Source organism: Rathayibacter sp. VKM Ac-2929, from assembly GCF_022815495.1.
Taxonomy (GTDB): domain Bacteria; phylum Actinomycetota; class Actinomycetes; order Actinomycetales; family Microbacteriaceae; genus Rathayibacter; species Rathayibacter festucae.
In genome coordinates, this window is record NZ_JALGRV010000003.1 from 619,843 (window position 1) to 632,640 (window position 12,798).

A 12,798-nucleotide genomic window follows, 5' to 3' on the forward strand; every position below is an offset into this window, starting at 1 on the left:
CCGGCAAGAGAGGACATCATCATGGGACAGGCAGAGTGGGTGACCGTTCCCGTCTCGACGCGAGACGTCGACGGGCCGCTGTTCTTCGACCAGCACGAGTGGGACACCATCGAGGCCGCGACGGCCCGGATCATCCCGACCGACCACCATCCGGGCGCGCGAGAGGCGAAGGTCGTGCGGTTCATCGACCGCATGCTCTCGGGCACGCGGTTCGTCTTCCCCGCGGCGGACGGCATCGGCTGGCTCCGGATGGAGGGGCTCGAGGAGCAGGCCTGGCAGGAGCGGATCGACAGCCGCCGCACCTTCTACCGCGAGGGCGTCGTCGAGCTCGACCGCCTGGCCACCGAGGCGCACGGGCGGCCGTTCGTCGAGCTGGACGACGAGCAGCAGGACGCGGTGCTCGTCGCGCTCTCGCGGGAGGAGAAGCCGGCGCGCTTCCTCTTCGCGGAGTCCGACGGCCAGGGCAGCGGAGGAGCGCCGGCCGGCAACCAGCCGGTCAACGAGGACTTCCTCGAGTTCTTCCCGCTGCTCGTGCTGAACACCCGGCAGGGCTTCTACGGCGACCCGGTCTACGGCGGGAACGAGAACCGGGTGGGCTGGGGCGTCATCGGCTTCGACGGCCCGCCGACCCTGAAGTCGACGATGGACGGCAGCTACACCACCACGCAGTACATGGTGCCCGAGGCCGAGTGGCCCTACGAGCGCCACCCCGCGGTGCTGCGCTACCGCCGGCCCTAGGACGGGCGGGGCGCGAGACCGGACGGCGGTCCGGCGCAGGTCATAATCGGGTATGCCCTCGACCGGATCGCCGCCCCCTCCCGCCGGCCGGGCCACGGCGTGAGCCGGGTCTCCTCGCGGGCGCACGGCCCGCGGATGGTCGACGTCGCCGCGCTCGCCGGGGTCTCCCAGCAGACCGTCTCGCGGGTGATCAACGGCGCGCCGAACGTGTCGCCCGAGATCCGCGAGCGGACCGAGAAGGCGATCGCGCAGCTGCGCTACCGTCGCAACACCGCCGCGGCCGCCCTGGCGAGCAACCGGACGATGAACATCGGCGTCGTCAGCTACTCGCTCTCGGTGCACGGCCCGTCCGTCGCGCTCTACGGCATCTCGGAGCAGGCGAGGCGGAACGGCTACTCCACGCGGCTGATCACGCTCGGCGACGTCGGCCGCTCGAGCATCCGCCACGCCCTCGACGAGCTGACCGCCGACGAGGTCGACGGCATCATCGTCCTGGTCCCGCTGGGGAGCGCGGTCGAGACGCTCCGGGGGCTCGACTCCCGCGTCCCCATCGTCACGTTCGAGCAGGGCTCCGCCCCCGGCGCGTCCAGCGTCTCGATCGACGAGGTGCACGGCGCGCAGCTCGCCGTCCGGCACCTGCTCGAGCTCGGGCACGAGACCGTCGCCCACGTCGGCGGACCGGAGGGCTGGATGGCCTCCGAGGCCCGGGAGCGCGGCTGGTCGACCGAGCTCGCGCTCGCCCGTCGCGTGGCGCGCCCCGTGCTCCGGACGACGGACTGGAGCGTCGCCGAGGGCTACCGGGCCGGCGTCGAGCTCGCCGCCGATCCCGACGTCACCGCGGTCTTCGCCGCCAACGATCCCTTCGCGCTCGGCGTGATCAAGGCGTTCGACGACCACGGGATCCGCGTTCCCGCGGACCGCAGCGTGGTCGGCTTCGACGACGTCCCCGAGGCGGGCTACTACCGGCCCAGCCTCTCGACGGTGCACCTCGACTTCGCCGAGGTCGGCCAGCTCGCCGTCGACCGGGTGTTCGCGCTGATGCGCGGCGAGGCGGTCGAGCCGCTGCCCCTGATCGCGCCCACTCTCGTCGCGCGGGGGAGCAGCGCCGCGCCGCGCTGAGCGTCGCTGCTCCGGTTCTCCGGTTCTCCGGCTGGCGGCTCAGACGCCGTGGATCTCGACCGGCAGTCCGTCCGGGTCGCGGAGGAAGAACATCGCCCGCTCGGTGTGCGGGTCCGTGCGCAGGGGCTCGCACACGACCCCGCGTCGGACGAAGTCGGACCGCACCGCCGCCGGGTCCGCCGCGGCGAGGGCGAGGTGCCGCAGCCCCAGCGCCTCCGGATCGGACACCCGCTCGGGCGACGACGGGAAGGTGAACAGCTCGAGCAGGTACTCCCCGTTCAGGCTGAGGTTCGCCATCCAGGATCCGCGCTCCTCGCGCAGCACCTCCGAGTCGAGGCGGAAGCCGAGCACGTCGAGGTAGAACCGCTTGGCGCGCTCGTAGTCGCTGACGATGATCGCGACGTGGTGCAGCCCGAGCAGCGCGCTCATCGGGGATCCGTTCCGGTCACGGTGCCCCAGCGTAGCGACGCGTCCTTCCGCCGCAGGTCCTTCCGCCGCAGGTCCTTCCACCGCAGCGCCGGCCGCTCGACCAGCCACCACGAGGCCACCGCGAGCAGGAGCGTCACCGCCACGACGAGCGCCAGGTCCGCCGTCATCGGCAGCCGCCCCAGCACCTCCAGCACGAGCTGCTGCACCGGATAGCTCCACAGGTACAGCCCGTAGGAGAAGTCGCCGAACCGCGCCGCCCGCCGCAGCACCGGCAGCGATCCGGTGCCCACCACGATCACGAGCACCGGCAGCGCGATCCAGAGCGCGACCTGCTGCAGCGGAGTCCCGGGCGCGAGGAGCAGCACCGCGAGCGCCAGGACGCCGGCCGGCCAGCGCAGCCACGCGGCCGGCGCCAGCAGCCGCACCGCCGCGGCCGCCGCGAAGAACGCGCACAGCTCCGCGGAGGACCCGAGCGCTCCGCCCAGCTCCGTCACCACCGCGAGCCCCACGAGCGCCAGCACCGCGAGCACCCCGCGAGCCCGCCCCCGCCCCGGCACCCACCGCAGCGCCAGCACCCCGAGGTAGCAGCAGAACTCCACCCCGAGCGTCCAGAGCGAGCCGTTCACCGCCGGCCGCGCGTGCACCGCCGAGTCGAAGACGCCCGGCAGCTCGTACTGCGCCAGCAGCGGCACGTTGAGCGCGTAGGCCCAGGTCTGCGGCGAGGAGAAGTACGCCCCGGCCGGCAGCGACGACACCAGCGGCCCGAGCACGAGCATGCTCACCGCGACCACGACGATCAGCGCCGGGAAGATCCGCAGCACCCGGTGCCAGAGGAAGCGCCCCGCGCTCGGCGCGCGCTCCATGCTCCCCGCGATCAGGAACCCGCTGACGCAGAAGAACACCGAGACGCCGAGCGAGTGCACGGGCAGCCCGAGCAGCCGCGGCGCCGGCTCGCCGAGCAGCACGGCACCGTGCCCGACGACGACCATCAGCGCGGCGACCAGCCGCAGGGCGTCGAAGTCGTTGCTGCGCGCAGTCACGCCCTCACCGTAGAGGGCGCGAGCGACACCGCGAGCATCAGTCGAAGCGCATCCCCTCCGGCCGCGGCGGCAGCACGAACAGGATCAGCAGGAACACCGCGCCCGCGACGGGGATGAACAGCGCGAAGATCCACATCCCGCTGCGGTTCACGTCGTGCAGCCGCCGCCAGATCAGCGCGAGCGAGGGCACCAGCGTGCCGAGCGCGATCGCCCCGGCCAGCACGGCGACCCACGGCGCCGCGAAGTCCAGCTCGCCCGAGCGGAACGGCGTGAACGACAGCTGCAGCCCCGGCTCCGAGCCGTCGATCAGCTGCAGCGCGAGGTTCAGCAGGGTCCCGGCGAGGATGATCCACCAGTACTCCGCGCGGCTCGCCCTGCCGCGGAAGCGCGCGTACTGCGAGAAGAAGCGCCGGATCGCGGCGAGCGGAGGAGCACCGTAGTACGGCTGCCCGGGAACGGGGATCGTGCTCTGACTCATGCGCTTCACGCTATCCCGCACTCGTCGGGCAGGTCGTCGTCCGCGGGGAGGAGACGCCTCGCCCTAGCGGACTCCCGCGGCCTGCTCGCGCCGCACCGCCGCCGACGAGCGCGCCTCCACGATCAGGCTCACCACGAGCCCGACCGCGATCATCACGATCGCCACCCACGGCAGCAGGTCGAGTCCGCTCAGGTCGATGGTCAGCCCGCCGACGATCGCGCCGCCGCCGATGCCGATGTTGAACGCGGTCGTCTGCAGCGCCGCGGCGAGGCTGCGCAGCTGGAACGAGGAGGTGCGCAGCATCCGCGTCTGCAGCATCGCCGGGATGCCGCCGAACGCGATGTTCCAGACGATCGCCGCGACGACGATCGCGACCGTGGCCTGCGAGCCGGCGGCCAGGCCGAGCGCGACCAGCGCGAGCACCACGGCGATCGCCGCGACCACGAAGCCGGAGCGCGGGAAGCGGTCGGTCGCGAAGCCGGCGAGCACGAGGCCCACCGCGCCCGCGCCGCCGAACGCGAAGAGGAGGAGCGGGACGCTGTCGGGGGAGAACGACGCGTTCTCGAGCCACGGCGTGACGTAGGTCGAGAGCGTGTTCTGGCCGATCAGCACCAGCAGGATGACCACGCAGACGCCGATGATGCGCGGCAGGCTGCGGTCCTTGCGGGCGGGCAGCCGGATCTCGCCGGTGCGCAGCGGGATGCTGTGATCGACCGCCGGCAGGAACTTCACGACGAGCAGCGCCAGCAGCAGCACGATCGCGCCGAGGATCGCGAACGTCGGACGCCAGCCGAACGCGTGGCCGAGCGCGGTGCCCACCGGCACGCCGAGGACGAAGGCCGCCGAGCCGCCGCCGGCCGTGATCGCGGTCGCCCGGCCGAGGTGCTCCGGAGCGACGAGGTGCGCCGAGTAGGCGGCGACGATCGCCCAGAACAGTCCGTGCGCGAGTCCGCCGAGGATGCGCGCGCCGACCAGCAGCGCGAACGTCGGCGCGAGCGCGGCCAGCACGTTCGCGACCGCGATCGTGCACAGCGCGACGAGGAGCAGGCTCTTCCGCGAGAACCGCTGCGTCACCAGCGTCAGCGGCGTCGTCGCGATGACGACAGTCGCCGCGAAGATCGTCACCAGCTGACCGGTCAGCGGGATGCTCACGCCGAGGTCCCGTGACATGTCCGGGATGAGGCCGGTCGGCAGGAACTCGCTGGTCACCGACACGAAGACGGCGCCGGCGAGCGTGAGCAGGCCGATCCAGGGGAAGGCGGCGGGGGAGGTCGTGCGGGTGCTGGAGCTGGTGCGCGGAGGGGTGTTCACGGTGTCCTGAGGGAGGAGGGGCGGGCGGCGACCATCAAGCCTCGCACGCCCGCGCCCCCCTCAGGTGTCCGGGGGGTTACTTCGCGACGGTGCTCACTTGACGACGGTCTTGGCCGCGCTCGTCCTGCTCAGCGTCGTGTAGCCCGCCTTCGTGCCGGTGACCGTCACCGTGACCGCCTTGCCCGCGTCCGCCGACACCGCCTTGTAGGTCGCCGACGTCGCGCCCGAGATCGCCGTGCCGCCGCGCTTCCACTGGTAGCTCAGCGTGACGGGCGCGGGCGACCAGGTCCCGGGCACCGCGGTGAGGGTCTGGCCGACCTTCGCGGTCCCGGTGATCGTCGGGGTCGCGCCGGTGAGGACGCCGCCGGTGACGAGCGCGGTGGTGGCGCTGGTCTTGGTGGCGGGGGAGTAGCCGGTCTTCGTGGAGGTGACGCTCACGGTGATCGTGGCGCCGGCGTCCGAGGCCTTGAGCACGTAGGTCTTCGACGTGGCGCCGGAGATGTAGACGCCGTTGTTCTTCTTCCACTGGTAGGTCAGCGTGGTGCCCGCGTCCCAGGTGCCGGGGCTGGCGGTGAGGGTCGAGCCGACCTTCGTCGTCCCGGTGATCGTCGGCGTCGGCATGAGCGTCTGCAGCGCCGCCTTCACGGTGACCGCGGTGCTGGTCTTGGTGACCGCGGTGTAGCCGGACTTGGTGCCGGTCACGGCGACGGTGATCGACGCTCCCGCGTCGGCAGCGACGAGCGTGTACGTGCTCGCGGTGGCGCCGCTGATCGCGGTGCCGTTGCGCTGCCACTGGTACGCGAGGGTCACGGGCGAGGGCGTCCAGGTGCCGGGGACGGCGGTCAGCTTCTGCCCGACGGTCGCGGTGCCGGTGATGGTCGGCGTCGCTCCCGTGATGACCGCGCCGTTGGTGACGGCGGCCGTCGTCGCACTGGTCTTGGTCGCGGGGGAGTAGCCGGTCTTGGTGCCGGTGACGCTCACGGTCAGCGTCGCTCCGGCATCGGAGGCCTTGAGGACGTAGGTCTTCGCGGTGGCCCCGGAGATGTACGTGCCGCCGTTCTTCTTCCACTGGTAGCTCAGCGTCACGCCGGAGTCCCAGGTACCCGGATTCGCGGTCAGCGTCGACCCGACGGTGGTGCTGCCGGTGATCGTGGGCGTCGGCATGAGCGTCTGCAGCGGCAGCCCGACCTGGGTGGCCGAGCTCGTGCGGGTCGCAGTCGTGTACCCGTACTTCGTGCCGGTGACGCTGACGGTCAGCGCGGTGCCGGAGTCGGCGGAGGTGACGACGTAGCTGCTCCCCGTCGCGCCCGCGATAGCGGTGCCGTTGCGTTTCCACTGGTACGCCAGGTTGACGGGCTCGGGGCCCCAGTTGCCGGGGTTCGCGGTGAGCATCCCGCCGATCGCAGCGGACCCGGTCACGGTCGGCACCGAGTTGGTCAGCGACCCCGCGGTGACAGTGACGGCGGCGCTGGTGCGCGAGGCCGTCGCGTAGCCGGCCTTGGTACCGGTGACCTGCACGGTGATCGAGCCGCGGTAGTAGTCGGAGTCGGTGACGAGGTACTGCGGTCCGGTCGCTCCGTCGATCGGAGAGCCGTTGTTCAGCCACTGGTAAGCCAGGGTCACCGGCTGCGGACCCCACGTGCCGGGCACGGCGGTCAGCGTGTCGCCGACGGCTCCGGACCCGCTGATGGTCGGCGTCGCGGAAGTGAGGGTGCCGACGTTCGCGAGCGTCAGCACGAAGTCGCCCTCGTAGAAGTCGAAGTTGGACACCTGGAGGAAGTAGGTCTTCCCCGCCTGCACGGCGAAGCTCGTGTTGGCCCGGTCGAAGGAGTAGTCGGACTCGCCCGTGCTGCCCGTCTCGGTGTACTGATACGGGCAGGCGAGCATGGCGCCAGGAGTGACGCCGTCGGACTCGTAGACCCCGAGATTCACGGGAGAGAAGCTGTCGCCGAGGTCCGCTGCGACGCTTCCGGTGGCGGATGCGCGGAACTTGTACCAGACGGAACCCATGAAGGGGTTGTAGTCGCAACCCGCGTAGGGCTCGTACCAGTTGCTGTCGATCTTCAAGGTCGACCCCTGGATGGTGGCAGGGATGCTCGCGATCACGGACGCCGACGAGTAGGTCGTGTTCGGGATGGCTGCACTCGCGGAAAGGAAGAACTGCGCGAAGCCGGTCGTCGCGGAGGTCGAGTAGTCGGAGCTGACCTGGAAGTAGTAGGTCCGTCCGGCTTCCGCCTGGACGAAGTTCTGTTCGCGGTACTCGTCCTGAACGCAGCTGATCCGCGTGGCATCGGTGATCGGACCGTCAGCGTATGCGTTGATGACCGCAGTGCTTCCGGGCGAGGTTCCGCTGAACGTCAGTGTCTGCCTCTTCGTGGACGTGTAAGCGAACCAGATGGATCCGTTGCCCCCCTCGAAGTACTCGGTGTAGTCAGGGTCAGTCGTCCGGCACGCTGAAGGCTCACCGTCGGACAGGGTCGCTCCTGCGTAAGGCGCGTCGTAGATCGCGTACGGCAGGCTCGAAACGACGGTCGCGTTCTCGCGCAGGTCGTTCACGGGCGGGGTCGCAGCGACCAGAGCCCGGGGCTCCACTGCCTGCGGAGCGGCCTGGCGAGCAGCCGACTCGTCCGTGTGCCACTGGCCGGAGGTCTTCGAGACCGGCGCAGCCGACGGTGCAGCTTCCGCCGCCACAGCCGCCGGAGCGACGAGCAGCCCGAAGCCGACCGCGAGGGCGGTGGCGAGGGCGAGGACCCGCGCGCGGGCGGGACGGGGTTCGGGCATGACGACTCCAGGGCGAGCGGCGATCGGGTGGCAGTGCTGCGCCTGCGGGACCCGAGCGCGGCAGAACCACGTTCGTCGAGAAGGCTCCTCAGTGTGATGAGATTCACAGGCAGCAGGTACCACCCGTTCGGGGCGGTGTAGAGAGAATTACTCAGCCGGGAGAACTACTCGGCCGAGGGGTCGCGCGACTCGAGCGACCATCGGTCGGGGTCAGCTCGGCTTGACGGCCGTGCTGGTCTTGGTGAGCGTCGTGTAACCGGTCTTGGTGCCGGTGACCTTGACGGTGATCGAGCCGGCCTTATCGGCGGTGGCGAGCTTGTAGGTCGCGGTGGTGGCTCCGGAGATCGCAGTGCTGCCGCGGTACCACTGATAGGTCAGGGCGACCGGGGCGGGCGCCCACGTGCCGGGCTTCGCGGTGAGTGTCTGCCCGACCTTCGCCGTTCCGGTGATCGTGGGAACGGGTCCTGCGAGCGTGCCCTTGGCGACCGCGGCGGTCGTCGCGCTCGTCTTCGTGGCGGGCGAGTAGCCGGGCTTCGTAGAGGTGACGGAGACGGTGATCGTCGCGCCGGCGTCCGAGGCCTTGAGCACGTAGGTCTTCGCGGTGGCGCCGGAGATGTAGGTGCCGCCGTTCTTCTTCCACTGGTACGTCAGCGTCGTGCCCGCGTCCCAGGTCCCGGCATTCGCCGTGAGCGTCGCTCCGACGGTCTTCGTGCCGGTGATGGTGGGCGTCGGCATGAGTGTCTGCAATGCCGCCTTCACGGAGACCGCGGCGCTGGTCTTCGTGACCACCGTGTACCCGGGCTTCGTCCCCGTGACCGAAACGGAGAGGCCGGCCCCGGCGTCCGCCGACTGGATCACGTAGGTCTTCGCGGTGGCGCCGGTGATCGCCGTGGTGCCGTTCCTCTTCCACTGATAGCTCAGGACCACACCGCTGTCCCAGGTGCCCGGGGCGGCGGTGAGTGTCGAGCCGGCGGTCGCGGTTCCCGAGACCGTCGGCGTGGGCGTCTGGATGAGTGCACCGCTTGCAACAGTCGATGCCGCGCTCGTCCGCGATGTCGACGTGTAGCCGGCCTTCGATCCGGTCACGGTCACCGTCAGTGCTTTCCCCGCGTCCTCCGCCTTCGGCACGTAGTAGGCACTGGTCGCCCCCGCGATCGGAGTTCCATTGCGGTTCCACTGGTAGGCGAGAGTCAGCGGCTGAGGACCCCACGCCCCCGGATTCGCGGTCACTCCCTGTCCGACGACGAGGTTCCCGCTGAATGTCGGGGTGCCTGCCGTGAGAGCGGTCGGGTCGCTCAGTCGGAGGACCCAGTCGCCCTTCTGCGAGGTCGCACTCGCCACCTGGATGAAATAGGTCACTCCGCGTCGTGCTGTGAAGGTCGCCAGTGGCTCCGAGGTGGGCCCGTCGACCGATCCGCTCGAGACGCAGGTGACCTCGAAGGAGGGATTCGTTCCATCGGATTCGTAGACCGCGAAAGCTGCACCGACGTAGCTCTCGCGGAGATCGACCTGGACGGTCTGGTCCGCTGCGGCCCGGAAGCGGTACCAGACGGTCCCGCGCAGCGCTTCGGCATCGCTGCAGGCGTCGTACGGGTAGTACCAGTTGAAGTCGACACGGGTGTTCGAGCCGGCGATCGCCGCCGGGAGCGACGTGACCGGCACGGCTGAAGCCGTCGTCGTACCGGCGACCGGAGCGCTGGGAGTGATGGTCAGCCGCACGCGGTCCTCCGGGGTGGCCGGTGAGTACTCGCCGGAGTAGTCGCCGAAGCCGAGTCCGACCTGGAAGTAGTACGTCCTTCCGGCCTCGACCTGGAGGTGATTGACGTCGCGGAACTCGGTTTCCGCGCAGCTCACCCGGGAGAGCTCCGACATCGGGGCTGTGGGATACGCATTGACGAGGGTGTACTTCCCGCCGACGTCACCCCCGATGGTGAGGGTCTGCCGGGCGGTCGCGGTGTAGGAGAACCAGACCGATCCCGTCGCGGCGGTCTCGTAGTCCGTGTGGTCGCCGTCGGTCGTCCGGCAGACGACGGGCTCGTCGGGTTCGAGAGTCGCTCCGTAGTACGGGGCCGTCGTCGTGCTGAACGGGACCGAGGCGATCACCGTCGCCGCAGCGAGGGCGTCATTCGCGGGAGGCGCGGCGACGGCCCGCGCCGCGGAGGGGGTCGGGACCGATCGCTGCGGCGGTGGTGCATCGTGTTCGACGGCGGCGCGGGAGCCCGGGTCGGCGAGGTCCTGAGCGGCCGCCGGGACCGCCGGGACGACTGCGGCGCCGAGCGCGAGGGCGAGTGACGCCAGGACGGCAAGGGCGCGGGGGAGGTGCGACACGCTGGGGCTCCTTGGAAGTGGGGTTCGCCGGGTCAGCTCGGCTTGACGGCCGTGCTGGTCTTGGTGAGCGTCGTGTAACCGGTCTTGGTGCCGGTGACCTTGACCGTGATCGAGCCGGCCTTGTCCGCGGTGGCGAGCTTGTAGGTCGCTGACGTGGCTCCGGAGACGGCGGTCGTGCCGCGGTACCACTGGTAGGTCAGGGTGACCGGGGCCGGTGCCCAGGTGCCGGGCTTCGCGGTGAGGATCTGCCCGACCTTGGCGGTTCCCGTGATCGTCGGGGTCGCTCCGGTGAGCGTGCCCTTGGCGATCGCGCTGGTGGTGGCGCTCGTCTTGGTCGCGGGGGAGAAGCCCGGCTTCGTCGACGTCACCGAGACGGTGAGCGTCGCGCCGGCGTCCGAGGCCTTGAGCACGTACGTCTTCGCGGTGGCGCCGGAGATGTAGGTGCCGCCGTTCTTCTTCCACTGGTAGGTCAGCGTCGTGCCGGCGTCCCAGGTGCCGGGGTTCGCGGTGAGAGTGGCGCCGACCGTCTTGGTGCCGGTGATGGTCGGGACGGGCATCGCGGTCTGCAGCGCGGCCTTCACCGTGGTCGCGGCGCTGGTCTTCGTGAGCGCGGCGTACCCGGTCTTGGTTCCGGTGACACTCACCGTGATCGCGGTGTCCGCATCGGCGGCGACGAGCGTGTAGCTGGAGGCGGTGGCTCCGCTGATCGCGACGCCTCCGCGCTTCCACTGGTACGCCAGCGCGACAGGGGCGGGAGCCCAGGTGCCGGGGACTGCGGTGAGCTTCTGCCCGACGGTCGGGGTGCCGGTGATCGTCGGCGTCGGCCCCGTGAGGACGGTGCCGTTGGTGACGGCGGCCGTCGTCGCGCTGGTCTTGGTGGCGGGCGAGAAGCCCGGCTTCGTGCTGGTCACAGAGGCCGTCAGCGTCGCTCCCGCGTCACTGGCCTTGAGGACGTAGGTCTTCGCGGTGGCGCCGGAGATGTAGGTGCCGCCGTTCTTCTTCCACTGGTAGCTCAGCGTCACGCCGGAGTCCCAGGTGCCGGGGTTGGCGGTGAGCGTCGACCCGACGGTGGTGCTGCCGGTGATCGTCGGCGTCGGCATGAGCGTCTGCAGACCCGAGGTCACGACCACTCCTGCGCTGGACTTCGAGAGCGTGGTGTACCCCGTCTTCGTGCCGGTCACGGTGACTGTCAACGTGGTTCCCGCGTCCGCGGCGACGGGGGTGTAGCTCGCGCCGGTCGCTCCCTGCAGGACCGAGCCGTCGCGCTTCCACTGGTAGGAGAGGGCCACGGGCTGCGGCGACCAGGTGCCCGCCGTCGCCGTCAGCGGCTTGCCGACCTGAGCGGATCCGGAGATCGTGGGCGTCTGCCCGGAGAGCGGCTTGTCGACGACGGGGACCGGCGGCGCTGCGTAGGCGAGGAGGTTGGGTGAGCCGACCGGGTCGATCACGACATCGGGAGTCGCCGCTCCGAGAACGGCGGAGGTGATCTGAGCGACCGTCGCGGTCGGGTTCGCCTCCTGATAGCGGGCGACGATGCCGGCGACGTGCGGCGTGGCCATGGACGTGCCGCTCATCGGTCCGCTGGAGTTGTCGGAATCCATCGTCGACGAGATCGTGTTCACGCCGGGGGCGAAGAGGTCGATGCAGCTCCCGTAGTTAGAGAAGGAGGCCCGTTGATCGACGGGGTCGACCGCGCCGACACTGATGGCCGAGGGAGCACTGGCCGGACTCACGGAGCAGGCGTCGGCGTTGCTGTTCATTCCGGCGACGACGACTGGGATGCCTGCCGCTACGGTCCGCACGACCGCCTCGTTCATGAGGCTGTACGCGCCTCCTCCGCCACTCATGTTCACCACGGAGGGACCCGTGGGCTTGTTGGCGACGGCCCAGTCCAGGGCGGCGATCATGTCGCTCATCCAGCCGCTGTTGTTGCACCCCCAGACCCGGAGGGAGACGAAGGCGACGTCCTTCGCGACGCCGTAGGTCTCACCCCCGATGGTGCCTGCGACGTGGGTGCCGTGCCCGGCGCAGTCGGAGGCATCCGCGTCGCCGTCCACGAAGTCCCACCCGCTGGTCGCACGACCCGAGAACTCGGTGTGCGAGAAGCGCATTCCCGAATCCACGAGGAAGACGGTGACTCCGGCTCCCGTCGTGTCGTAGTTGTAGAGAGCGTCTCCCGACGTCTCGCGCTGGTCGATCCGGTCCAGCCCATAGGGCGGGTCCGTCTGGACCGTCGACGCCTCGGTCGGAGCGTCCGGGGTGATCGACACCACCGTCGGGTCGTCGTCGAGCTCCGCCACCTGTGTGGCGGTGAGCTCGGCGGCGAAGCCGGTGAGCACGCGGGTGTAGCGCGCCGAGACAGCGGACGAGGCGACGCCGGCATCGGCGACGGCGACGCGGGCCGCCCCCGCAGTGCTGGTCTGAACGATGTATCGCTGTGTCTGAACGGGCGCTGCGGTCGCGACGGGAGCGAGAGCTCCGGCCGCGAGGGCCAAGGTTGCGAGTGCGGCGAGGACGCCACGGTTCGTGCTCACGGGAGGACTCCTGGGTCAGGGTCGGAAAGGGTGTTCGCGC

Annotated in this window: 9 protein-coding genes; 2 read left to right on the forward strand and 7 right to left on the reverse strand. The window is 70.6% G+C overall.

Features of this window, described 5'->3' with window-relative positions; genetic code table 11:
• Nucleotides 1–21: 21 nt before the first annotated feature.
• Together MT355_RS11985 and MT355_RS11990 are read left to right on the forward strand one after the other, a co-directional pair.
• Nucleotides 22–738: a gluconate 2-dehydrogenase subunit 3 family protein gene (locus MT355_RS11985; protein ID WP_243599701.1), complete on the forward strand. Its 717-nt coding sequence runs from the start codon at nucleotides 22–24 to the stop codon at nucleotides 736–738.
• A gap of 99 nt (nucleotides 739–837) precedes the next feature.
• A complete protein-coding gene (locus tag MT355_RS11990) occupies nucleotides 838–1,857 on the forward strand; it encodes a LacI family DNA-binding transcriptional regulator (RefSeq protein ID WP_308197366.1) in 1,020 nt (339 codons plus the stop codon).
• A gap of 39 nt (nucleotides 1,858–1,896) precedes the next feature.
• Here the strand turns inward: MT355_RS11990 and MT355_RS11995 are convergent, their stop codons facing one another.
• From MT355_RS11995 to MT355_RS12025, 7 genes are all read right to left on the reverse strand, one after another.
• Entirely contained in the window at nucleotides 1,897–2,286 is a 390-nt protein-coding gene (locus MT355_RS11995) for a VOC family protein (protein WP_243599702.1), read from the reverse strand.
• Nucleotides 2,283–3,326 (reverse strand): acyltransferase, encoded by a 1,044-nt coding sequence (locus MT355_RS12000; protein WP_243599703.1) that lies wholly within the window; start codon nucleotides 3,324–3,326, stop codon nucleotides 2,283–2,285. The genes MT355_RS11995 and MT355_RS12000 overlap by 4 nt, the downstream gene beginning before the upstream one ends.
• Before the next feature lie 37 nt (nucleotides 3,327–3,363).
• On the reverse strand, nucleotides 3,364–3,804 hold the full coding sequence (locus MT355_RS12005; RefSeq protein WP_243599704.1) for a DUF805 domain-containing protein: 441 nt from the start codon (nucleotides 3,802–3,804) through the stop codon (nucleotides 3,364–3,366).
• A 63-nt stretch (nucleotides 3,805–3,867) separates the two neighbouring features.
• Nucleotides 3,868–5,115, reverse strand: a complete 1,248-nt coding sequence (locus MT355_RS12010) for an MFS transporter (protein ID WP_243599705.1) — start codon at nucleotides 5,113–5,115, stop codon at nucleotides 3,868–3,870.
• A gap of 93 nt (nucleotides 5,116–5,208) precedes the next feature.
• Nucleotides 5,209–7,896: a hypothetical protein gene (locus MT355_RS12015; RefSeq protein WP_243599706.1), complete on the reverse strand. Its 2,688-nt coding sequence runs from the start codon at nucleotides 7,894–7,896 to the stop codon at nucleotides 5,209–5,211.
• 210 nt (nucleotides 7,897–8,106) lie between these two features.
• Nucleotides 8,107–10,224, reverse strand: a complete 2,118-nt coding sequence (locus MT355_RS12020) for a hypothetical protein (protein WP_243599707.1) — start codon at nucleotides 10,222–10,224, stop codon at nucleotides 8,107–8,109.
• Between the two features lie 32 nt (nucleotides 10,225–10,256).
• Nucleotides 10,257–12,758: a S8 family serine peptidase gene (locus tag MT355_RS12025; protein WP_243599708.1), complete on the reverse strand. Its 2,502-nt coding sequence runs from the start codon at nucleotides 12,756–12,758 to the stop codon at nucleotides 10,257–10,259.
• Nucleotides 12,759–12,798: the final 40 nt, after the last annotated feature.